The following is a 22,331-nucleotide window of genomic DNA, read 5'->3' on the forward strand; positions in this document are numbered from 1 at the left end:
ACATTTCCCTTTTTCACGGTGGGACTTGCGTATTTTGATAATTAATTGTAAAATAAGAAAATACGCAGATTATGTATACAAAATGTATACAAAGAGAGGTAACAATTTCTATGGCAACAAAGAAGACAAGAAAGAGGAAGACATCTTCTGCAAAGAAACGGACACGCACAAGACAAAAAGATTTTGCACCGTTTTATAAAGAGATTGCAGTATTAGTTGTTTTTGCTCTTTTCATTTTTTTATTTTTAAGTAATTTTGGAATATGCGGATACATAGGAAACAGCATCAGTACATTTTTCTTTGGAGCGTTTGGAACGACTCATTACATCATTCCGGCGGTAAGCTTTATTCTGGCAATTTTATTGATCTCCAATGATTACAGCAGTCTTGCAGTGAAGAAGACATGTTTTGCGATCCTGCTGTTATGTATGGTATCCACAATTTTTCAGATGATATATAATATAGAAGTAAGAGATGCTTATTCAGCCTTTGTATTTAGTGGAAGAACCCACAGAGGAGGCGGGTATCTGGGTGCATTGATCTGTTCAATCCTTTATAAGGAACTGGGAGGGGCAGGAAGTGTTTTGGTTGTTTTATTGATTTCTGTAATCTCATTGATCCTTGTAACAGAGAGATCCTTACTTTCTTTCCTTAAGAAAGCAGTTGATTTCTTTACAGTAGAAGGATATGAAGAAGATATAGAAGAACGACTAGCGAAGAAGAAACGAAAAGCAAAAGAGGTGTCCAAAGAGGATAAAGAAACAGCACCGAGAAAGAAACGATCGATGCATATTCCGGATTTGCGATCTGGAAGACCGAAACCATCACAGGCATCTCCAATGCCTCCTATGGAACCAGAAGAGAAAACAAAACAAACACCGATACAGAAGGATTTTGATGATCTGATCGTTCAAGAAGAAACAGACAAAGAACCAAAAGAAATATTTGAACCAGTACAGCCGAATGCATCGAAGAAATCTTTTGTGAATAAGGATAAGAATACACCATCGAAACCAGTGGAGATTCTTCCGCAGGTTCGGACTAAAGAAGGAGATTATAAGTTTCCACCAGTATCTTTATTGGAGAAAGGAAAGAAAACAGCGGGAAATAACAAAGAAGAACTTCGTCAGACTGCACAAAAACTGCAAAAAACATTGGAAGATTTCGGAGTTCATGTTACAATTACCAATATTAGCTGTGGACCATCCGTTACACAGTTTGAATTACATCCAGAACAAGGTGTGAAAGTCAGCAAGATCGTAAATCTTGCGGATGATATTAAGTTAAATCTTGCAGCAGCAGATATTCGAATTGAAGCACCGATTCCAGGTAAATCAGCAATTGGAATCGAAGTTCCGAATAAGACAAACCAGATGGTAATGTTCAGGGAACTGATCGAGAATCAGGAATTTGCACAGGCAAGATCAAAGATTGCATTTGCAGTAGGAAAGAACCTTGCTGGACAGGTGATCGTGTCAGATATTTCCAAGATGCCGCATCTTTTGATCGCAGGAGCAACAGGTTCTGGTAAGTCAGTTTGTATTAATACATTGATCATGAGTATTTTATACAAGGCAACGCCAGATGAAGTGAAACTGATCATGATCGATCCAAAGGTCGTAGAATTAAGTGCATATCAGGGAATTCCACACTTGCTGATTCCGGTCGTTACAGATCCGAAGCAGGCATCCAGTGCGTTAAACTGGGCTGTGATGGAGATGGGAGAGCGATATAAGAAGTTTGCAGAAGTGAATGTAAGAAACTTAACTGGATATAATGAGAAGGTCGAGGAATCGATCAAGAATGGTATGGAAGGGGAAGATTTTAAGAAACTTCCGCAGATCGTTATCATTGTAGATGAGCTTGCGGACCTTATGATGGTTGCACCGGGTGAAGTAGAAGATGCGATCGTGCGCCTGTCACAGCTTGCCAGGGCAGCAGGAATTCATCTGGTGATCGCAACACAGAGACCATCTGTTAACGTCATTACAGGCCTGATCAAAGCGAATGTACCTTCAAGAATTGCATTTTCAGTATCATCAGGAGTCGATTCAAGAACAATTATCGATATGAATGGTGCAGAAAAGTTATTAGGAAAAGGTGATATGCTGTTTTATCCATCTGGATATCAGAAACCAATCCGTGTACAAGGTGCATTTGTCAGTGATGAAGAAGTCAGCAAGGTTGTAGAATTCTTAAAGGAAGAAAATAATGCCGAAGACAGCTATGGTGCAGACATTCAGGAAAAGATTCAGACAGCTGCGGTCAAAGCAGCAACATCGCAGGAAAGGGATGAATATTTTGAAAAAGCAGCTGAGTTTATTATTGACAAAGACAAGGCTTCGATCGCAAGTCTTCAAAGAGTCTTTAAGATTGGATTTAACCGTGCAGCCAGACTAATGGATCAGTTATGCGAAGCAGGAATCGTCGGAGAAGAAGAAGGAACCAAGCCAAGGAAAGTTCTTATGAGCGAAGAACAATTTGAACAATACAAAGAAGATTATCTATAGAAAGGAAACTATTATGAAAACAGATATTGAAATTGCACAGGAAGCCACATTATTACCGATCAAAGAAGTTGCAGCGAATATCGGAATCAAAGAAGACGACCTTGAATTATATGGAAAATACAAGGCCAAATTTGATTCTCATTTCATGGATGAAGTTAAGAATAACGAAGATGGGAAACTTGTTCTTGTGACAGCGATCAACCCAACTCCAGCAGGTGAAGGAAAGACAACAACAAGTGTCGGAGTATCCCAGGCGTTAAACAAACTTGGAAAGAAAACAATCTGTGCTCTTCGTGAGCCATCTCTTGGACCATGTTTTGGTATCAAAGGTGGAGCAGCCGGTGGTGGATATGCACAGGTTGTACCAATGGAAGATTTAAACCTTCATTTTACAGGGGATTTTCATGCGATCACATCTGCAAACAACTTATTAGCAGCAATGCTTGATAATCACATTCAGCAGGGAAACAAATTAAATATCGATACAAGAGATGTTGTATGGAAGAGATGTATTGATATGAATGATCGTGCATTAAGAAATACAGTCATCGGACTTGGACGTCGTGTGGATGGTGTTGTCCGTGAGGATCATTTTGTCATCACAGTAGCATCTGAGATCATGGCAATTCTTTGCCTTGCAAATGATATGGCAGATTTAAAAGAACGTTTAGGAAAGATCATCGTTGCATACAACATGGACCGTGAACCAGTCACAGCCAAAGACTTGAATGCAGTTGGAGCTATGGCGGCATTATTAAAAGATGCTATTAAACCAAATATGATCCAGACATTAGAGCATACACCAGCATTCGTACATGGTGGACCATTTGCCAATATCGCACATGGATGTAATAGCGTACAGGCTACAAAATTAGCGTTAAAATTAGCAGATATCGCAATTACAGAAGCAGGATTCGGTGCTGACCTTGGTGCAGAGAAATTTATGGATATTAAGTGTCAGATGGCTGATCTTCACCCAGATGCAGTTGTATTAGTAGCAACTGTACGTGCTTTAAAATACAATGGTGGAGTTCCAAAAGACAATCTGGCAGAAGAAAATATCGATGCGTTAAGCAAAGGTATCGTAAATCTTGAAAAACATATCGAGAACTTAAAATTGTTTGGAGTTCCTGTTGTTGTAACATTAAACCAGTTTGCAACAGATACAGAGGCAGAACTTACATTTATCAAGAATTTCTGCGAAGAAAGAGATTGTGATTTTGCATTATCTCAGGTATGGGAAAAAGGTGGAGAAGGTGGAATCGAACTTGCCAAAGCAATCCTTCGTACATTAGATAATAAAGAAAGCAATTACAAACCATTATATACATATGATGATACAACGATAGAAGAAAAGATCGAAACGATCGCAACTAAGATTTATGGAGCAGATAAAGTTGTATACACAGCAGCTGCAGCACGTCAGAAGAAGAGACTGACTGAACTTGGGTATGGAAATCTTCCAATCTGTATGGCGAAGAACCAGTATTCTTTATCTGATGATCCTAAGAAGCTTGGACGCCCAGAAGGATTTGATATTACGATCCGTGAGATCTATGTCAATGCAGGTGCAGGATTCTTAGTAGCCTTGACAGGTGATGTCATGACAATGCCTGGACTTCCAAAGAAACCAGCAGCAGAAGGAATCGATGTAAATGACGATGGAGTTATCACAGGATTATTCTAATCAACAAAAATAAAGCCAATATATACTTAAAAGAAATGACGAGGAAATACAATGCAGATTATTGATGGAAAGAAGATTTCTCAGGAAATCAAAGATGAAGTAAAAGAAGAAGTAGCGCAGCTGAAAGCAGAGGGAAAAGATATTGCGCTTGCTGTTATTCAGGTAGGAGCAGATCCTGCATCAAGTGTTTACGTACGCAATAAAAAACGTGCCTGCGAGTATGTAGGAATCGAGTCTGTAAGCTATGAGCTTCCAGAAGAGACAACACAGGAAGAATTAATGGCGATCGTGGATAAATGCAATAAGGATCCTAAGATCAACGGAATCCTAGTACAGCTTCCACTTCCAAAACATTTGGATGAAGATGAAGTATTATTAGCAATCGATCCTAAGAAAGATGTTGACGGATTCCATCCAGTCAGTGTTGGAAATATGGTGATCGGAGAAAAAGGATTCTTACCATGCACACCAGCCGGAGTGATCCAGTTATTAAAACGTTCTGGTGTCGAAATTGATGGGAAAGAATGTGTGGTAGTCGGAAGAAGTAACATTGTAGGAAAACCTATGGCAATGTTATTATTACGTGAGAACGGAACAGTGACTGTATGCCATTCTCATACAAAAGACTTAAAAGAAGTCTGCAAACGTGCAGATATCTTGGTTGTAGCAATTGGTAAACCAAAATTTATTGATGATTCTTATGTAAAAGATGGAGCAGTTGTCATTGATGTTGGAATCCACAGAAATGAAAATAACAAACTTTGTGGTGACGTAGATTATGACAAAGTTGCACCAAAGACATCTGCGATCACACCAGTTCCAGGTGGAGTTGGACCAATGACGATCGCAATGTTAATGAAAAACTGTGTAGAATCTAAGAAATTGTTTGGAGAGTAAGAGAAATGAAGATATTATTTATTTCGCTTGGATGTGATAAAAACTTAGTAGACAGTGAAGTTATGCTTGGCCTTTTGACCAAGCATGGCTACACTTTGACCGACGATGAGACACAGGCAGATGTTATTGTAATTAATACATGCTGTTTCATCCATGATGCCAAAGAAGAAAGTATCAATACGATCTTAGAGATGGCACAGTATAAAGAACAGAATCTGAAGGCATTGGTTGTTGCTGGATGCCTCGCAGAACGTTATAAAGACGATATCTTAAAAGAGATTCCAGAGATTGATGCAGTTCTTGGAACAACAAGTTATGATTCTATCGTAGAAGCAGTGAATACCGCATTAGAAGAAAATACAGGGGAACATTTTGAACATTACGAAAGTATTGATTATCTTCCAGATAATTCTGAAGTAGAACGTGTTGTAACAACAGGAAATCACATGGCATATTTAAAAATTGCTGAAGGTTGTGACAAGCGATGCAGCTATTGTATCATTCCAAAGATCCGCGGACGTTTCAGAAGTGTTCCAATGCAAGAACTGTTGAATGAGGCAAAGCGTTTAGCATCTGAAGGAGTGAAAGAATTAGTACTGGTAGCTCAGGAAACAACACTGTATGGCAAAGACCTGACAGGAGAAAAACAGCTTCCGTTATTACTTCATGAACTTTGCAAGATCGAAGGGATTGAATGGATCCGCCTGTTATACTGCTACCCAGAAGAGATCACAGATGAGCTGATCAAAGTGATCAAGACAGAAGAGAAAGTCTGCAATTACATTGACATGCCGATTCAGCATAGTGAGAATCGTATCTTACAGAGAATGGGAAGAAGAACATCAAGAGAAGATCTTGTAGCAGTGATCAAGAAACTTCGTAAAGAGATTCCTGATATCACGATCCGTACAACACTGATCACTGGATTTCCAGGAGAAAGCCAAGAAGATCATGAAGGATTAATGAACTTTGTAGAAGAATGTCAATTTGATCGTTTAGGAGTCTTTACTTATTCACCGGAAGAAGATACACTGGCAGCAACATTTGAGGATCAGATCGACGAAGAAGTCAAAGAAGAACGAAGAGATGAACTGATGAGTCTTCAGCAGGAGATTTCCTATGAACATACCCAGCAGTTAGTCGGTAAAACGATCAAAGTCATGGTAGAAGGATATTTATTTGAAGATGATATCTACGTTGGACGTTCTTATATGGATGCACCAAAGGTAGATGGATGTGTTTTTATAAATTCTCCAGAAGAATTGATGACAGGAGACTTTGTTTATGTTAAAATTACTCAGGGTAGAGAATATGATGTGATAGGAGAAGTAGATTATGAATTTACCAAATAAGTTAACAATTTTAAGAACACTTATGATCCCGGTATTCTTATTTTTCTTGCTGACAGATTGTGCAGGGGATTATAGCAAGTGGATCGCAGTTGTTGTATTTATTCTAGCGAGTCTTACAGACTTTTTAGATGGACATATTGCAAGAAAATACAATCTGGTAACAAACTTCGGAAAATTTATGGATCCATTGGCAGACAAATTATTAGTTTGTTCTGCAATGATCGCATTAGTTGGAATGCACCGTTTATCATCTATCGTAGCGATCATTATTATTGCAAGAGAATTTATCATTAGTGGATTCCGCCTGATCGCCTCTGATAATGGAATCGTTATCGCAGCCAGCTACTGGGGAAAATTTAAGACAAACTTTCAGATGTTTATGATCATTATGCTGATCATTGATCTTGGGACAAGCACAGCTGTGATGATCGAGAATATTTTGATCGTCATTGCAACAGCCCTGACAATCATTTCTTTAGTTGATTATTTGGTGAAGAATAAACAGGTATTATCTGAAGGAAATTAGATCCAGAAAGGAACAACAATTATGACAGCAGAAATTATTTGCGTAGGAACAGAGATTTTATTAGGAAACATCGTGAATACCAATGCTGCCTACTTATCAGAACGCTTAGCCTCATTGGGGATAAGCGTTTTTTTTGAGACGACAGTAGGCGACAATCCAGAAAGATTAGAAAATGTGATCAGACAGGGACTTGAAAGATCTGATATTTTGATCTTATCTGGTGGACTTGGACCAACGAAAGACGATCTTACAAAGGAAATTGCAACGAAAGCATGTGGACAGGAGCTTGTAGAAGATGAAGAAGCACTAAGACGCTTGAAAGAATATTTTGCGAGAAGTCATCGTAACATGACAGAGAATAATTTAAAACAGGCATTAGTGCCAGAAGATTGTACTGTTTTATATAACGAAAATGGAACAGCACCGGGAATGGTCATTCATGCAAAAGAAGGGAAGAAAGTAGTTTTACTCCCAGGGCCTCCAAATGAACTGCTTCCAATGTTCCATGATCAGGTAGAACCGATCATAAAAGAATTAAGTTCAGAGGTATTATACTCCGATGTTGTGAAGATTGATTGTATGGGAGAAAGCCGCGTTGCAGCAGAGATTGAAGATTTGATCGAAAAGCAGACGAATCCTACAGTTGCCCCATATGCCAAATTAGGAGAAGTTCATCTTCGAGTGACAGCAAAAGCGGTAAGTGAAGATGAAGCAAAGAAGCTTGTTACACCAATAACAGAAGAATTATACAGAAGATTTGGTCATAAGATATTTACGACAAAAGAAGATGAAACATTAGAAGATGTTGTGGTTGATATGCTAAGTAAACATCATTATACGATCGCAGCAGCAGAATCCTGTACAGCAGGAATGTTTACAGCAAGGTTAGTTAATGTTGCAGGAGCATCGGATGTCTTAAATGAAAGTTTTATTACATATGCAAATGAAGCTAAGATGAAATATCTTGGAGTAAAAGAAGAAACTCTAAATACCGTTGGAGCAGTTTCAGAAGATACGGCAAGACAGATGGCGGAAGGTGTTGCACGACAGGCTGGTTCAAATGTCGGTGTTGGAATCACAGGTCTTGCTGGACCGGGCGGTGAAACACCTGAGAAGAAGGCAGGACTTGTTTACATCGGTGTCAGTGTTAATGGAAAGACGAAAGTAAACAAATACCAGTTAAACGGTAACAGACAGAAAGTCAGAGAAACAGCTGTATGCAGAGCGTTAACTATGGTAAGACATGCATTGGTTGAAGAGTTTCTATGAGAATCATCATAAGAAAAAGGATCACGAATAAAAATCGAACAAATATTCGTTCGAACACTTGTTTTTTAGTGTAAGGATATGCTATACTCTAAACAGGAAATTAAAAGATAGAAGAATATAAGATAAATATTTGAAATTAAAAGGAGTAAACATATATGAAACAGGAAGAAAAATTAAAGGCATTGGATGCCGCATTGGTTAAGATCGAGAAAGACTATGGTAAGGGATCTGTCATGAAACTTGGAGAGTACCAGGCAGACCGTACGATTGAAGTAACACCAACAGGTTCTATCAGTCTTGATATCGCATTAGGAGTAGGTGGAGTACCTAAGGGACGTATCATCGAGATTTATGGACCTGAATCTAGTGGTAAGACAACAGTAGCACTTCATATGGTAGCTGAAGTCCAGAAGAGAGGCGGGATTGCAGGATTTATTGATGCAGAGCATGCCCTTGATCCGGTCTATGCAAAGAATATCGGGGTTGACATTGATAACCTTTATATCTCTCAGCCAGATACAGGAGAGCAGGGACTTGAAATCACAGAGACAATGGTAAGATCTGGAGCGATCGACATCATTATCGTCGATTCTGTAGCTGCATTAGTACCGAAGGCAGAGATTGATGGAGATATGGGAGATTCGCACGTAGGTCTTCAGGCAAGATTGATGTCACAGGCACTTCGTAAGTTAACAGGTGTTGTAAGTAAGTTTAACTGCACAGTTATCTTTATCAATCAGTTGCGTGAGAAAGTTGGAGTCATGTTTGGAAACCCAGAGACAACAACTGGTGGACGTGCACTTAAGTTCTATTCATCTATCCGTTTAGATGTCAGAAGAACAGAGACATTAAAACAGGCAGGAGAGATGATCGGTAACAGAACAAGGATTAAAGTAGTGAAGAATAAGGTAGCTCCTCCGTTTAAACAAGCAGAATTTGATATTATGTTTGGAAAAGGAATTTCCAAGTATGGAGATATTTTAGATCTTGCAGCAGATGCAGATATCATTCATAAGAGTGGTGCATGGTATGCATACAACGGAGAGAAGATTGGACAGGGTAGAGAGAACAGCAAGAAGTACTTAGAAGATCACCCGGATATCGCAGAGACAGTGGAACATGCAATCCGTGTCCAATATGGACTGTTAGAGGAAGATGCTGAGAATGCCAACAACGATCCTAAGGCAGAGGCTCAGGTTTCTGAAGAATAATGATCATTACGAAACTAGATAAAGTAGGAACAAAGCAGGTCAGGCTTTTCTTCGATGAAGAAAAGTACTGCCTGCTTTACTATAATGAGATAAGACGATTGGGATTCCATGAACAAGACGAGATCGGACAGGAAGAATTTGAAGAATTAAACAAATTACTGTTGCATCGGGCGAAGTTAAAAGCTATGTCATTGTTAAAATATCAGGATCGTACAAAAAAGGAATTAAAAGAACGTCTTATGAGAGCAGAATTTCCAGAATTTATTACGGAAGGGGCAGTTGCGTATGTGGAGTCATTTGGATATATCAATGATGAAGAATATGTACGCCGCTACATGGAATACAAGTCAGGAAGTAAGAGTAAGATTCAGATTAAGATGGACCTTCGGAAGAAAGGAATCACTGCGGAGACATTAGAGAGGGTCTTTGAGGAATATGAATACGAAGAAGATGATATCTTGGAAGAACAGGTTAAGAAGAGGATCCGGCAAAAGGGTTCCGTCACTAAGGAGAATTTTCAGAAATATTACGGATATTTTGCGAGAAAAGGATTTAATAGCGGCAAAATATTAGATTTATTACGGAAATACATGGAAGATTAAATAAATTACAGGCTAAATATTAAAAAAATATAAAGAATTCATCATTTGGTTGCATATTGACAGATAAAATTATATAATTTGAGTCAAAGGGTGTAACAAAGCAGATGACGACGATATCTGGAAGGAATATATGATCCGGATATGGTTCCAATTATAAGGAGTATCATTTATATGAGAAAGAAATCACATATTTCATTAGCAGGGCAGATTATGGATTCTATGGAACTTGACAATGTATTCGATTATAGATTACCGTTTTATGTAGGAAGTATCTGGCCAGACTGCAGACCATCATTTGTGACGACACCTCATAAGTTTGATATTACATTTGATGATATTGAACGTAAGATTTCAAAATTTATTGCCAATTACGATAAAGATAAGGGAATGAATATGCGACGTTGTGCAGGTCTTGGTGTGATCATTCATTACATTGCAGATTATTTTACATTCCCACATAATGATCATTATCCAGGCAATGTAAAGGATCATTGCTATTATGAACGTGATCTGAAGTTTGGAATGAGAGCATTTCTTCAGACAGAAGAAGCAGCACAGATCAAGGAGCATGTTGCGGCATATGATTCTGTGGAAGAATTGACATCATATATTAGAAGTATTCATAATTCTTATATGAAGCTTGCACATACAGTAGAAGAAGATATCAGATATATCGTACATGCATGTACAACTGTTGTGAAGAGTGTAATGAACATGGTAAGTTATGCAGTTGGTACAAGTGTGATGAATATTCAGTATGTATAGGACAAGGAATTGAAGATAAAATAATAAAGAAAAAGGGCAAAGACAGACAGAGATGATTTGTTTTTGCTCTTTTTATTGAAATCAGTTTGTAAAAAATGATAAAAATATGATGCAAGTATGATGCAAAGAATTCGTAAAATAGAAAAGGTTTTGGGCAGCATACAAAAACAATAAGGAAAATCAATAAAACAATAAGGAGAACAATTATGGTGAACATCATGGTCGTAGAAGATGAAAAGCCAATTTCAAATCTGATCGCACTAAGTTTAAAGAAAGCCGGCTATCATAGTGAATGTGCTTATGATGGGTTAGAAGCAATTGATATGCTGGAAAAGAATTATCCAGATTTGATCTTACTAGATATCATGCTGCCCGGGGCTGATGGGTTTGAAATTTTAGAATACGTAAAACCATTAGAGATACCAGTCATTTTCCTGACAGCAAAAGGAGATCTTAATGACAGAGTAAATGGTCTGCGATATGGAGCAGAAGACTATATTGTAAAACCATTTGAGATTATGGAATTATTGGCAAGGATTGAGGTTGTATTAAGACGATATCACAAATTAGATCGTATCATCAATATATTAGGTTTAGAAATCGACACAGATGCAATGTGCGTAAAAAAAGAAGGGAAAGAAATTAACTTGACCAAGAAGGAATATGATACATTATTGCTGTTTGCAAGGAATCCAGGAAATGTATTATTCAGGGAAATAATTTATGAACGTGTTTGGGGTGGAGATTACATTGCGGGAAGCAGGACGGTAGATCTTCATGTGCAGAGAGTTCGAAAGAAAGTTGGCTGGGAAGATTTTTTGATCACTGTGCCCAAGATGGGATACCGTCTGGAGGTACCAAGATGAAATTTCGTTGGAAATTAATGATCATAACAATGTTGATCGTTTCATTTTCATTTGGATTTGGAGGAATGTTGCTGATTCAATATTCATATCAAGCATCTATCAAACAAGAAAAAAGAGCAGCAAGGAATTCTTACGAAATGATCTTAAGAATGTTAAAAGAAATTAATGAGATGGATGATACGTATCAGAATCAAACATTTGCGAGTGTATTGAAACGATTAAACTGGCAGGGCTTGCTAAGAGACAGCTCAGTTCGATTATTAAAGGAACAACATGGAGAGGTTCAATGGAAGCAGCCACTTTATTACAATCGTAAAAATGATAATTTTAGGAGAAGCAATGGTTTTTCAACGAAACAGGGAAAAGCGGTAGTATTCCAAAATAAAAATAAAGTATATTATCAGATCACTAGTAAGATTTCTTATGGAAAGGAAACTATGGTTTTTCAGGGAGCATATGATATTTCAGAAGTATATGCGACAAGGCATCAGCAGTTGGTAAGTTTTCGTAAGATTTTTGTATTAGTAATAGGAATTGAGATTGTAGTATCCTATTTTCTGGCAATGATCCTTACAAGACCATTACAGAAATTGTCGCAGGTTTCGAAGCAGATTGCAGATGGTGATTATTCTGTCAGGGTTCCAGTGCATACAGAAGATGAAATTGGAGAACTTTCAGCCAGTTTTAATTATATGACAGAACAATTGATAGAAAAGTTAATGAAATTGGATCAATTGTTAAAAAACCAGGAAGAATTTATGGGAAGTTTTGCTCATGAAATGAAGACACCACTTACATCGATCATAGGGTATGCAGATCTGATGCGGATGGAAGCTCTTTCGAAAGAAGAGCAAAAAGAAGCCTGTGGGTATATTTATTCAGAAGGAAAACGATTACAGAATTTATCATTAAAATTAATGAAACTTCTTGTTTTGAAAAATCAACAGTTTCAGATGAAAAAACAAGATTTAGAGCCAATGATTCAAGAAGCAGTTACATCCATGCAGTATCGTTTAAAAGAACAAGATATTCTTGTGAATTTAAATTTAAAAAAAGCAATTTGTAAGATAGAGCCGGATTTATTGAAATCATTAATATTAAATTTGATCGATAATGCATTAAAATCAATGAATTCGGGTGGAATATTAACGGTTGAGGATCGAGCAACACAAGAAGGAGCCAAGATTTATATTTCGGATACTGGATGCGGAATGCCAAAGGATGAGATAAGTAAGATCACGGAAGCGTTTTACCGGATAGATAAGTCAAGGTCAAGAAAACAAGGTGGAGTAGGTTTAGGGCTTGCTATATGTAAAGAAATCGTGAGGATCCATCAAGGAGAGATGCGATTTATCAGTCAGCAAGGGAAAGGAACAACTGTGATCATAACAATTGGAGGAGGAGCTTATGAAAAAACAAATTAGGAATGCTCTTCTTGTTGTGGCGGCTTTATTACTTGTGGTCTTGTTTTACTTTTTACCAAATATTCAGGCAGCTCTGGTGGACAAAAAAACGTTTGGGCAGAGTGAGGATCTATCCTTAAATCCAGTAGAGATTTCGGTAGAGGCTACTCAGACAACTCTGGAAAAATTAAAGATCATCAATAATCATATTTTGAGTGTTGCAGTAAGACCTTCATCAAGAACTGTGGATGGAAGAGATGTAGAAAAAACTGCAAAAAAACAGACGAATCTATTATTAAAAAAAATGAAAATTGCTTATCGGGTAGATGAAGACTGGAAGATTACATATAAAAAATTATACACTTATATCAAGAAAAAGGATGATATGATCGATGAAGGTTCCGTATCTAATATTTCAAATGTCAAAAATCTTCTGGTATGGTATATTACATTATCACCAGAATCGTCGGAGGATGAAATAGTGAATCTTATTATGGATGCGTATACGGATCAGATTTTAGCGATTGATGTGTACTCTTATGATTACACAAAAGATTGGAAAGATATCGCAGATCATTTGGAAGATATTCCGGCTGGATTTTTGTCTTATCTGAATCTGAAACAGTCAGAGTATAATTTGAAGAAGCGTTTGATGGGCAATGTCAATGTAACAGAACAATACCAAAAAGCAAAGTCAGCAAAGGGATCTTATTCTCAGATTTCGGGCAGAATAGGTATTTATGCGATACAAAATAAAAAACAGACATACATTCCAATCGAATGGAGTGGTTATGGATTTATGATTAACAATGTATACAACAACTGATGCAAAATAAAGATTTGCTCTTGTATTTTGAAAGCTTTCTCTCTATAATAAATAAACGGAACCCTACAAATATAGTAGGATACGAAAGAAAGGTTGAAAGCATGAGCAATATTAATATTTCATATAAAGAATTAAAACAGTTAGAAAAAGGGAGTTATCAGCTTCTTGATATGAGAGATGAATCAAACACATCTTATGGAATGATCCCTGGAGCTGTTGTGGCAGCAGGTGAAGATGAGCTTGGAACACAGGCAAAGGAATATATTGATCAGGGTAAGAAAGTTATTTTATATTGTACCAAGGGAATTTTCAGCAAGGAGGCAGCAGAAAAATTAGCGGAAGAAGGAATCAATGTCCTTAGTTTGGAAGGCGGATACACAGGATGGTTGTTATCCTTGATGAAAGAAGAACAGGAAAACGATCAGAAAACAGAACAAAATAACAAAGAAGCCGAAGGAAAAGGCAAGAAAAAAGAACTGACAAGAACACAGGAGATTGAAAAGAGCATCCGTAAGAAGTTTCACAAACAGATATTCTCCAAGTTTGTAAAAGCAATCAAGACATATGATCTAGTGCAGGAGAATGATAAGATCGCCATCTGTATCTCTGGGGGAAAAGATTCCATGTTGATGGCGAAATTATTTCAGGAATTAAAACGCCATAACAAATTCCATTTTGATCTTGTATTTTTAGTCATGGATCCAGGATATAATGAAATGAATCGACAAATCATAGAGAATAATGCCAAATTATTAGATATTCCGATCACAGTCTTTGAATCTGATATTTTCGATGCTGTTTATGAGATTGAGAAATCGCCATGTTATCTGTGTGCAAGAATGCGTCGTGGATATTTATACAGCAAGGCTAAAGAGCTTGGATGCAATAAGATTGCGTTGGGACATCACTATGATGATGTCATTGAGACGATCCTTATGGGAATGCTTTATGGAGCACAGGTACAGACGATGATGCCAAAACTTCACAGTACAAACTTTGAAGGAATGGAACTGATCCGTCCGATGTATCTGATCCGAGAGGATGATATAAAGCATTGGAGAGATTACAATGGATTACATTTTATCCAGTGTGCATGTAAGTTTACAGATACTTGTACAACATGTAATCCAGACGGTGTTACGAAATCCAAGAGAATGGAGACAAAACAGTTGATCGCGAAGATGAAAGAGATCAATCCGTATGTAGAGTCCAATATTTTCAAGAGTGTAGAAAATGTCAATTTAAAGACGATCATTGCATATAAGAAAGATGGAGTAAAACATTCGTTCTTAGATACTTACGATCAGGAAAATTAAATAAGAATAAAAACACAGAGATTGGTGATAAAATCTCTGTGTTTTTGTTTAGAACTATGAAATTATTCGTCGTCTTCTTCAATCTCAACAATCTGACGTTTTCTGGCAGCTTCGTCATTTTCCAGATATTCGTCGTAAGTACATTCTTTGTCAATCAGACCATTCGGAGTGATTTCCATGATACGATTAGCTGTTGTCTGTACAAACTGATGATCCTGAGAAGTAAACAATAATGCACCAGTGAAATCTTTTAATGCTTCATTTAAAGCAGTGATAGATTCCATATCTAAGTGGTTGGTAGGCTCATCAAGAAGTAAGATGTTGGCTCCGCTGATCATTAATTTAGATAGCATACAACGAACTTTCTCTCCTCCAGATAAAATACCAACTTTCTTTAATGCATCTTCTCCAGAGAATAACATACGTCCAAGGAATCCACGGACAAATGTTGCATCTTTATCTTCAGAATACTGAGTCAGCCATTCAACGATCGTTTCATCCTGACTGAAATCTTTTGTATTATCTTTTGGGAAATAAGACTGCGTTGTAGTCACTCCCCATTTGTAAGAACCAGAATCAGGTTCCATTTCTCCGGATAAGATCTTAAATAATGTTGTAGCAGCCAATGTATTAGGACCTACGAAAGCAATCTTATCCGTTGGTTTCATTAAGAAAGAAATATTATCTAAGACTTTTACGCCATCGATCGTCTTTGTAAGATTTTCAACAACTAAAGCATCATTTCCGATTTCGCGGTTTGGCTTGAAGTTGATATATGGGTATTTACGGCTGGATGGTTTTAACTCATCTAGCTGGATCTTATCTAAAGCTTTCTTTCTTGAAGTAGCCTGTTTGGATTTGGAAGCATTGGCACTGAATCTTGCGATAAAGTCCTGTAATTCCTTCATCTTTTCTTCTTTTTTCTTGTTGGCTTCCTTCATCTGTTTTGTAAGAAGCTGGCTGGATTCATACCAGAAATCATAGTTTCCAGAGAATAACTGAATTTTCGCATAATCGATATCTGCGATATGAGTACATACCTTATTTAAGAAATAACGGTCATGGGATACAACGATGACCGTGTTGTCAAAGTTGATCAGGAATTCTTCTAACCAGTAAATAGCGTCTAAGTCTAAGTGGTTGGTAGGCTCGTCAAGCAGCAGGATATCTGGATTTCCGAATAAAGCCTGTGCAAGTAAGACTTTGACTTTCTGAGAACCGTTTAAGTCAGCCATCTTTGTATAATGGATATCGCTAGGAATTCCAAGACCATTTAATAAGGTAGCAGCATCAGATTCTGCTTCCCATCCATTCATATCAGCAAATTCGCCTTCTAATTCACTAGCACGGATGCCGTCTTCGTCTGTGAAGTCTTCCTTCGCATATAAAGCTTCTTTTTCTTTCATGATCTCGTATAATCTTTGGTTACCCATCATAACCGTATCAAGGACGATATGATCATCATACTGGTAGTGATCCTGTTTCAAAACAGAAAGACGCTGTCCAGAAGTAATGGATACATCTCCTTTTGAAGGTTCGATCTCTCCGGAAAGAATTTTTAAGAAAGTGGATTTACCTGCTCCATTGGCACCGATCAGTCCATAGCAGTTACCTTCTGTGAATTTAATATTTACATCTTCGAATAAAGCACGTTTTCCTAAACGTAAAGTTACATTATTTGCCTGAATCATTGTATAACCTTTCTTTTTGATTTATAATAATAGAATGCTCTTTTCATTTTACAGAAAAGCCAGAGTTTTTCAAGTAAAATTTGCATTGTGCAAGTAAAAATACTTGACAAAGGCAGTGAAATTCGCTAAACTAACATCTGGTAAAGGAAAATTGCTTTACAGGAGTATCAGATGGAACGAATCGTAGAACAGAATTTATTATATGATTTTTACGGCGAATTGCTGACAGCACATCAGAAGGAGATATATGGTGAACATATTTTGAATGATATGACAGCCACAGAGATTGCAGCTGAGTTTGGAATTACCAGACAGGCGGTGCATGATATGATCCGAAGATGTGATAAGATCTTGGCAGATTATGAAGCAAGACTTCATCTGGTAGCGAAGTTTTTGACGGCCAAGGAGAAGATCAAAGAGATCCATACCTTATCCAGAAGGCTTCTTAAAGAAGATAAAGAGCAGATGGAAGAAGATATCAGACAAATAGAATCTGTATGTAATCAGGTTTTAGAAGATTTATAACTTAGATGAGGTGAATCAATGGCATTTGAAAGTTTATCCGAGAAACTTCAGGGTGTATTTAAGAACTTAAGAAGTAAGGGCCGTTTAACAGAAGATGATGTAAAAGCGGCAATGAGAGAAGTTAAAAGAGCTTTACTTGAAGCTGATGTTAACTTCAAAGTTGTAAAGACATTTATCAAATCTGTACAGGAAAGAGCTGTAGGACAAGATGTTCTGAATGGTTTGAATCCGGGACAGATGGTGATCAAGATCGTAAAAGAAGAGATGGAAGCATTAATGGGATCAACGATGACAGAGATTCAGCTTCGTCCAGGTAATGAAATTACGATTATTTTGATGGCAGGTCTTCAAGGTGCTGGTAAGACAACAACATGTGCAAAACTTGCCGGACAGTATAAGAAGAAAGGAAAACGACCATTATTGGTAGCCTGTGATGTATATCGCCCAGCGGCGATCAAACAGCTTCAGGTCAATGGAGAGAAGGTCGGAGTACCAGTATTTACAATGGGAGATAAGCAGAATCCAGTGGATATTGCAAAGGCTTCCGTAGAACACGCACAGAAGAATGGAAACAATATCGTGATCCTAGATACAGCAGGACGTCTTCATATTGATGAGAATATGATGACAGAGCTGGTTGAGATCAAAGAGAATGTGGATGTATTCCAGAGTATTCTCGTCGTTGATGCCATGACAGGACAGGATGCTGTCAATGTGGCAAAAGAATTTAATGAGAAAGTCGGCGTCGATGGAATTATCATCACGAAGATGGATGGTGACACCCGAGGTGGTGCAGCACTTTCTATTCGTTCTGTAACAGGAAAGCCGATTTTATATGTAGGTATGGGAGAAAAACTGGAAGATCTTCAGCAGTTCTATCCAGACCGAATGACAAGCCGAATCCTTGGTATGGGAGATGTATTGTCACTGATCGAGAAAGCAGAGCAGACGATCAATGAGGAAGACGCACTTCGTATGACTGAGAAGATGAAGAAGGCTGAGTTTGATTTTAACGATTTTCTTGATCAGATGGATCAGATGAAGAAGATGGGTGGATTATCCAATCTGTTATCTATGATCCCTGGTGTCGGAAACAAGATGCAGGGACTTGATATTGATGATGGTATGATGGATAAGACAGCGGCGATCATTTATTCCATGACTAAAGAAGAACGTGCTAATCCTAAGATCATCAATGCTTCAAGAAAGAGAAGAATCGCAGCAGGAGCAGGAGTTCCAATCGCGGAAGTTAACCGCTTATGCAAACAGGTTCAGAATCAGAAACAGATGATGAAGCAGATGTCAGGTATGTTTGGTGGCAAAGGTGGTAAAAGAGGTGGATTTAAATTACCTTTTTAGGCCTTAGTTATAGAAAATAATAATTAATTTAAATTACAAAGAAAGATTTTTGGAGGTAAAAACAAAATGGCAGTAAAAATGAGATTAAAAAGAATGGGACAGAAGAAAGCACCTTTTTATAGAGTAGTAGTAGCAGATGCTAGATCCCCTAGAGATGGTAGATTTATTGAAGAAATCGGAACATATGATCCAAATCAGGATCCTAGCGTGATCAAATTTGACGAAGAAGCTGCTAAGAAATGGTTAGCAACAGGTGCTCAGCCTACAGATACAGTAGCTAAATTATTAAAAGCTGCAGGAATCGAAAAATAGTCAGATTTAAGACAGGAGGCAGTGCATGAAACATTTATTAGAAGTGATTGCAAAAGCCCTCGTTGATCAGCCAGATAAAGTGACAGTTACAGAGAAAGAAACTGCCGATGCAGTCGTATTAGAACTTCATGTTGCCGAAGGTGATATGGGGAAAGTAATTGGAAAACAGGGAAGGATTGCAAAGGCGATCAGAACTGTTGTCAAGGCTTCGGTTGACAAAGGTGACAAGAAGATTGTCGTTGATATTCAATAGAAGATTAAAAGCTCACAGGAAAGTGTACAGAAGATGTATAAAACTGTGGGCTTTTTGTTATGTATAAATTCGAGAAAGTAAGAAAGCCCTTGAAACCATTTCATTTCAAGGGCAATTTTTATAAATATTAATCTTCTGGCAGATCAAGTTTATCAGATTTCTCAAATAAGGATTGAATTTCAACAAGAGATTCTTCCAGAGAATCCTCAATGGACTCTAATTTATCTGCATCAACGTTATAATTTAAAAACAGCTGTTCGATATTTTCTGTAATATGATGACCAAGATGGGAAATTAAAAGGAAAGTATTAAAATTGTGACTATTCTTTGCATTTTCAAAACGCTTTAAGTCTGCTGTAATAAAATCGATAATTTCCTGATCACTGGCGAATTTACCATGGACCATTGCATATGGCTGCATACGTTGTAAAAAGTATTTATTATGTCGTGTAATATTAAAAACATAAGAAACAATTAATCCATCACCAAGATCGAATTCAGCAATGTGCATGATGCTGTTAAACTCCTTGATAGAAGTAGCGCCTAACTGACGCAGATTGATATTAATATAATCTCCGGTTACGGTATTTTGATTCATAAGATCACGCTCCTCTCCTAAATATTATAATCCATAATTTTTTATTAAGCAAATCGAATCAAAAGAAATACGGAACATACGATGATCGATAAGATCATCATTGGGAATCCGATCTTAAAATATTGACCGAATGTAATTGGATGTCCGTTATTTTTACTGATACCAGACAAAACAACGTTTGCAGAAGCACCGATCAGTGTTCCATTTCCACCTAAACAAGCACCGAGTGACAATGCCCACCAGATTGGAGCGACATCCATTCCCTCGGACTGCATCGTAAGAATCATAGGGATTAATGTTGCAACAAATGGGATGTTGTCGAGGAAAGAAGATACAATAGCGGAAACCCATAAGATTACCATCATTGTAACCACCATATTACCATGAGTGATAGAAATCAATCCATTTGCAAGCATTGTGATGACACCTACTTTTTTCATCCCACCGACAACAATAAATAATCCAATAAAGAAAAGAATGGTAGGCCATTCAACGTCTGCAATGATTTCTTCAGGTTCCTGACCGCCGATTAAAAGCATGATACATGCTGCAGCAATAGCAACAGTACAAGACTGTACGCCTAACTGGTCATGGAAAATAAAGCATAATGCGACTAGGATGATAACGATAACACTTTCATGCATAAGTTTTCGGTCCTTGATCGCTTTGTTTTCATCTAACTGCATAACCTTTGCAATTGATTCGTCTGTAACAAATAACTTTCTTCCGTATATAAAATACATACAGATCAGACCAACAATGATAACAAATACAGTGGCCACCCCTGTATTTAAAATAAAATCTACGAAACTTAATTTGGCCGCACTACCGATCATAATGTTAGGTGGGTCACCGATCAATGTAGCGGTACCACCGATATTGGAAGCCATGATCTGTGTGATGATATATGGTACGGGATCAACTTTCAAGATATTTGTGATTGCCAGAGTCATTGGTCCTACTAGCAAGACTGTGGTAACGTTATCAAGCATTCCAGAACATACGGCGGTGATCAAAATAAAGATCACCATGATTGGCCATGGACGACCTTTTGCGATTTTTGCAGCTTTGATCGCTATGTATTCGAAAATACCAGAATTCTTGATAACAGCAACCAAAAGCATCATTCCGACTAGAATACAGATTGTTTCAACATCGACTGCGTCAATACAATCTTCAATCGAAAGAATGTGGGTGAGGACCAGACAGGCAGCACCGGTTAATGAGGCAACCGTGTTGTGGACCTTCCCTGTGATGATAGCGCCCATCGTACATAAAAAGATGATGATCGCTATGATTTGTTGTAATGACATAACAATTTCCTCCTAAAAATAAACTCATTATTATAATAGACCTCTTTTCAAATATTGCAAGTATAAAATGAAAAAAGAAGTCGTAGAAAACGACTTCTTTTTTAGAAAAATTTCACATCTTATATAAATATGATATAGGTGTGATTATAAATTTGTAACAATCTGATCGTACAGATCAAGCTGACAGTGCTGCTCAGACACAGAAAAGTGTTTACAGTTTAAACAGCTAGGTGCTTTTGTGTCATCTCCGGTACTGACGTTCTTTACGGAATGGTCACAGCCACAAGGACAGTACTGACTGCATTCTTCAGCAACTTCCTGATACACTTTATTCTGGTTTTCCATAATATAAAAGCCTCCTTATAATAAGTACTCACAGAATCACTTGGAAAGAATTCTGTGAGTACGACAATTGATACCTTTATATTATGTACAGATTTACTCAGGATAATTCAGATTTTTATCATCTGCAACGTATAAAGCGTTTTTAAGATAGTGATCTGCAAGATAATTTGCCATCGGAAGATTCATATCAAGATAGTTACCACAATCCTTAGCACTGGCTCCAGGAACATCACCTTTAAAATCACGAATAAATTCAAAAGTACTTATAATAAGAGGTAATATATCCTTTGAAGTAAGATCGCCAGCTAAAATAAGATAGAATCCAGTACGACAGCCCATTGGGCCAAAATAGATGATCTTATCCTGCCATTCTTTGTTATTTCTTAAATAAGTAGCGGCAAGATGCTCGATCGCATGCATCTCTGCGGTATTCATAACAGGCTCACGATTTGGGGCTGTCATACGAAGATCAAATGTTGTTAAAGTCTCAGAACCAACGGCATCTTTACGAGAAACATAAACACCGGGTAACAGTTTTAAATGATTAATTGTAAAACTTGCTATTTTTTCCATGATGGATTTCCTTTCTTATATAAAATGTGTTATCACTATAGGGATGATTTTGAAATCGTTCACTATTATGCGATTTAGAATCATCTTAAATTTTCATATCATATTATAGCGTGAAAATACAAGAAAATCTAT

General features: G+C 37.5%; 22 protein-coding genes. 17 read left to right on the forward strand and 5 right to left on the reverse strand.

Going from position 1 to position 22,331, the window contains the following annotated elements; translation table 11 throughout:
- Nucleotides 1–71: 71 nt before the first annotated feature.
- The 13 genes from QUE18_RS04620 (at nucleotide 72) to QUE18_RS04680 (ending at nucleotide 15,230) form a co-directional block, all read left to right on the forward strand.
- Nucleotides 72–2,510 (forward strand): FtsK/SpoIIIE family DNA translocase, encoded by a 2,439-nt coding sequence (locus QUE18_RS04620; protein ID WP_009202816.1) that lies wholly within the window; start codon nucleotides 72–74, stop codon nucleotides 2,508–2,510.
- A gap of 13 nt (nucleotides 2,511–2,523) precedes the next feature.
- Nucleotides 2,524–4,197 carry a formate--tetrahydrofolate ligase gene (locus tag QUE18_RS04625; RefSeq protein ID WP_009264412.1) on the forward strand — a complete coding sequence of 558 codons (1,674 nt, stop codon included), beginning with the start codon at nucleotides 2,524–2,526 and terminating at the stop codon, nucleotides 4,195–4,197.
- A 51-nt stretch (nucleotides 4,198–4,248) separates the two neighbouring features.
- Nucleotides 4,249–5,094, forward strand: a complete 846-nt coding sequence (folD, locus tag QUE18_RS04630) for a bifunctional methylenetetrahydrofolate dehydrogenase/methenyltetrahydrofolate cyclohydrolase FolD (RefSeq protein ID WP_008392953.1) — start codon at nucleotides 4,249–4,251, stop codon at nucleotides 5,092–5,094.
- Nucleotides 5,095–5,099: 5 nt separating this feature from the next.
- Complete coding sequence (gene rimO, locus QUE18_RS04635; RefSeq protein ID WP_009202814.1) at nucleotides 5,100–6,446, forward strand: 30S ribosomal protein S12 methylthiotransferase RimO; 1,347 nt, start codon at nucleotides 5,100–5,102, stop codon at nucleotides 6,444–6,446.
- Complete coding sequence (gene pgsA, locus QUE18_RS04640) at nucleotides 6,430–6,972, forward strand: CDP-diacylglycerol--glycerol-3-phosphate 3-phosphatidyltransferase (protein WP_008392950.1); 543 nt, start codon at nucleotides 6,430–6,432, stop codon at nucleotides 6,970–6,972. The genes rimO and pgsA overlap by 17 nt, the downstream gene beginning before the upstream one ends.
- 21 nt (nucleotides 6,973–6,993) lie before the next feature.
- Nucleotides 6,994–8,241 carry a competence/damage-inducible protein A gene (locus QUE18_RS04645; protein WP_008392949.1) on the forward strand — a complete coding sequence of 416 codons (1,248 nt, stop codon included), beginning with the start codon at nucleotides 6,994–6,996 and terminating at the stop codon, nucleotides 8,239–8,241.
- 155 nt (nucleotides 8,242–8,396) lie between these two features.
- Nucleotides 8,397–9,452 carry a recombinase RecA gene (recA, locus tag QUE18_RS04650; RefSeq protein WP_009202813.1) on the forward strand — a complete coding sequence of 352 codons (1,056 nt, stop codon included), beginning with the start codon at nucleotides 8,397–8,399 and terminating at the stop codon, nucleotides 9,450–9,452.
- A complete protein-coding gene (locus tag QUE18_RS04655) occupies nucleotides 9,452–10,054 on the forward strand; it encodes a regulatory protein RecX (protein ID WP_008392945.1) in 603 nt (200 codons plus the stop codon). Before recA ends, QUE18_RS04655 begins: the two co-directional genes overlap by 1 nt.
- Nucleotides 10,055–10,225: 171 nt before the next feature.
- Nucleotides 10,226–10,819 carry a zinc dependent phospholipase C family protein gene (locus tag QUE18_RS04660; RefSeq protein WP_015530179.1) on the forward strand — a complete coding sequence of 198 codons (594 nt, stop codon included), beginning with the start codon at nucleotides 10,226–10,228 and terminating at the stop codon, nucleotides 10,817–10,819.
- Between the two features lie 206 nt (nucleotides 10,820–11,025).
- On the forward strand, nucleotides 11,026–11,685 hold the full coding sequence (locus QUE18_RS04665) for a response regulator transcription factor (protein ID WP_008392941.1): 660 nt from the start codon (nucleotides 11,026–11,028) through the stop codon (nucleotides 11,683–11,685).
- A complete protein-coding gene (locus tag QUE18_RS04670) occupies nucleotides 11,682–13,109 on the forward strand; it encodes a sensor histidine kinase (RefSeq protein ID WP_009202812.1) in 1,428 nt (475 codons plus the stop codon). Before QUE18_RS04665 ends, QUE18_RS04670 begins: the two co-directional genes overlap by 4 nt.
- Nucleotides 13,093–13,914, forward strand: a complete 822-nt coding sequence (locus tag QUE18_RS04675; RefSeq protein WP_008392937.1) for a hypothetical protein — start codon at nucleotides 13,093–13,095, stop codon at nucleotides 13,912–13,914. Before QUE18_RS04670 ends, QUE18_RS04675 begins: the two co-directional genes overlap by 17 nt.
- A gap of 101 nt (nucleotides 13,915–14,015) precedes the next feature.
- A complete protein-coding gene (locus QUE18_RS04680) occupies nucleotides 14,016–15,230 on the forward strand; it encodes a PP-loop family protein (protein ID WP_015530180.1) in 1,215 nt (404 codons plus the stop codon).
- A gap of 62 nt (nucleotides 15,231–15,292) precedes the next feature.
- Here the strand turns inward: QUE18_RS04680 and QUE18_RS04685 are convergent, their stop codons facing one another.
- Nucleotides 15,293–16,921 (reverse strand): ABC-F family ATP-binding cassette domain-containing protein, encoded by a 1,629-nt coding sequence (locus tag QUE18_RS04685; protein WP_008392934.1) that lies wholly within the window; start codon nucleotides 16,919–16,921, stop codon nucleotides 15,293–15,295.
- Between the two features lie 171 nt (nucleotides 16,922–17,092).
- On the opposite strand from QUE18_RS04685, the gene ylxM reads away from it, so the two are divergent.
- From ylxM to QUE18_RS04705, 4 genes are all read left to right on the forward strand, one after another.
- The gene (gene ylxM / locus QUE18_RS04690; RefSeq protein WP_008392932.1) at nucleotides 17,093–17,446 is read left to right on the forward strand and encodes a YlxM family DNA-binding protein; all 354 of its coding nucleotides are present in this window, start codon (nucleotides 17,093–17,095) and stop codon (nucleotides 17,444–17,446) included.
- 18 nt (nucleotides 17,447–17,464) lie between these two features.
- Nucleotides 17,465–18,805: a signal recognition particle protein gene (gene ffh, locus QUE18_RS04695; RefSeq protein ID WP_008392931.1), complete on the forward strand. Its 1,341-nt coding sequence runs from the start codon at nucleotides 17,465–17,467 to the stop codon at nucleotides 18,803–18,805.
- 66 nt (nucleotides 18,806–18,871) lie between these two features.
- Nucleotides 18,872–19,117, forward strand: a complete 246-nt coding sequence (gene rpsP, locus QUE18_RS04700) for a 30S ribosomal protein S16 (protein WP_008392930.1) — start codon at nucleotides 18,872–18,874, stop codon at nucleotides 19,115–19,117.
- Between the two features lie 25 nt (nucleotides 19,118–19,142).
- Nucleotides 19,143–19,370, forward strand: a complete 228-nt coding sequence (locus tag QUE18_RS04705) for a KH domain-containing protein (protein ID WP_008392928.1) — start codon at nucleotides 19,143–19,145, stop codon at nucleotides 19,368–19,370.
- A gap of 127 nt (nucleotides 19,371–19,497) precedes the next feature.
- Here the strand turns inward: QUE18_RS04705 and QUE18_RS04710 are convergent, their stop codons facing one another.
- From QUE18_RS04710 to QUE18_RS04725, 4 genes are all read right to left on the reverse strand, one after another.
- The gene (locus QUE18_RS04710; protein ID WP_008392927.1) at nucleotides 19,498–19,968 is read right to left on the reverse strand and encodes a hypothetical protein; all 471 of its coding nucleotides are present in this window, start codon (nucleotides 19,966–19,968) and stop codon (nucleotides 19,498–19,500) included.
- A gap of 44 nt (nucleotides 19,969–20,012) precedes the next feature.
- A complete protein-coding gene (locus QUE18_RS04715) occupies nucleotides 20,013–21,281 on the reverse strand; it encodes an ArsB/NhaD family transporter (protein ID WP_009264403.1) in 1,269 nt (422 codons plus the stop codon).
- A 144-nt stretch (nucleotides 21,282–21,425) separates the two neighbouring features.
- Complete coding sequence (locus QUE18_RS04720; protein WP_009202811.1) at nucleotides 21,426–21,626, reverse strand: hypothetical protein; 201 nt, start codon at nucleotides 21,624–21,626, stop codon at nucleotides 21,426–21,428.
- A 93-nt stretch (nucleotides 21,627–21,719) separates the two neighbouring features.
- Nucleotides 21,720–22,199 (reverse strand): S-ribosylhomocysteine lyase, encoded by a 480-nt coding sequence (locus tag QUE18_RS04725; RefSeq protein ID WP_009202810.1) that lies wholly within the window; start codon nucleotides 22,197–22,199, stop codon nucleotides 21,720–21,722.
- Between the last annotated feature and the right edge of the window lie 132 nt (nucleotides 22,200–22,331).

This window comes from Anaerostipes hadrus ATCC 29173 = JCM 17467, assembly GCF_030296915.1.
Classification (GTDB): domain Bacteria; phylum Bacillota; class Clostridia; order Lachnospirales; family Lachnospiraceae; genus Anaerostipes; species Anaerostipes hadrus.

Bases quoted from the DNA above. Each gene is read 5' to 3' on its own strand.
- ylxM (WP_008392932.1), top strand. From the start codon at position 17,093: ATGGAACGAATCGTAGAACAGAATTTATTATATGATTTTTACGGCGAA.
- pgsA (WP_008392950.1), top strand. From the start codon at position 6,430: ATGAATTTACCAAATAAGTTAACAATTTTAAGAACACTTATGATCCCG.
- folD (WP_008392953.1), top strand. From the start codon at position 4,249: ATGCAGATTATTGATGGAAAGAAGATTTCTCAGGAAATCAAAGATGAA.
- rpsP (WP_008392930.1), top strand. From the start codon at position 18,872: ATGGCAGTAAAAATGAGATTAAAAAGAATGGGACAGAAGAAAGCACCT.
- QUE18_RS04655 (WP_008392945.1), top strand. From the start codon at position 9,452: ATGATCATTACGAAACTAGATAAAGTAGGAACAAAGCAGGTCAGGCTT.
- QUE18_RS04685 (WP_008392934.1), bottom strand. From the start codon at position 16,921: ATGATTCAGGCAAATAATGTAACTTTACGTTTAGGAAAACGTGCTTTA.
- QUE18_RS04665 (WP_008392941.1), top strand. From the start codon at position 11,026: ATGGTGAACATCATGGTCGTAGAAGATGAAAAGCCAATTTCAAATCTG.
- QUE18_RS04675 (WP_008392937.1), top strand. From the start codon at position 13,093: ATGAAAAAACAAATTAGGAATGCTCTTCTTGTTGTGGCGGCTTTATTA.
- QUE18_RS04725 (WP_009202810.1), bottom strand. From the start codon at position 22,199: ATGGAAAAAATAGCAAGTTTTACAATTAATCATTTAAAACTGTTACCC.
- QUE18_RS04625 (WP_009264412.1), top strand. From the start codon at position 2,524: ATGAAAACAGATATTGAAATTGCACAGGAAGCCACATTATTACCGATC.
- recA (WP_009202813.1), top strand. From the start codon at position 8,397: ATGAAACAGGAAGAAAAATTAAAGGCATTGGATGCCGCATTGGTTAAG.
- QUE18_RS04660 (WP_015530179.1), top strand. From the start codon at position 10,226: ATGAGAAAGAAATCACATATTTCATTAGCAGGGCAGATTATGGATTCT.
- QUE18_RS04705 (WP_008392928.1), top strand. From the start codon at position 19,143: ATGAAACATTTATTAGAAGTGATTGCAAAAGCCCTCGTTGATCAGCCA.
- QUE18_RS04720 (WP_009202811.1), bottom strand. From the start codon at position 21,626: ATGGAAAACCAGAATAAAGTGTATCAGGAAGTTGCTGAAGAATGCAGT.
- ffh (WP_008392931.1), top strand. From the start codon at position 17,465: ATGGCATTTGAAAGTTTATCCGAGAAACTTCAGGGTGTATTTAAGAAC.
- QUE18_RS04645 (WP_008392949.1), top strand. From the start codon at position 6,994: ATGACAGCAGAAATTATTTGCGTAGGAACAGAGATTTTATTAGGAAAC.
- QUE18_RS04710 (WP_008392927.1), bottom strand. From the start codon at position 19,968: ATGAATCAAAATACCGTAACCGGAGATTATATTAATATCAATCTGCGT.
- QUE18_RS04715 (WP_009264403.1), bottom strand. From the start codon at position 21,281: ATGTCATTACAACAAATCATAGCGATCATCATCTTTTTATGTACGATG.
- QUE18_RS04680 (WP_015530180.1), top strand. From the start codon at position 14,016: ATGAGCAATATTAATATTTCATATAAAGAATTAAAACAGTTAGAAAAA.
- QUE18_RS04670 (WP_009202812.1), top strand. From the start codon at position 11,682: ATGAAATTTCGTTGGAAATTAATGATCATAACAATGTTGATCGTTTCA.
- rimO (WP_009202814.1), top strand. From the start codon at position 5,100: ATGAAGATATTATTTATTTCGCTTGGATGTGATAAAAACTTAGTAGAC.
- QUE18_RS04620 (WP_009202816.1), top strand. From the start codon at position 72: ATGTATACAAAATGTATACAAAGAGAGGTAACAATTTCTATGGCAACA.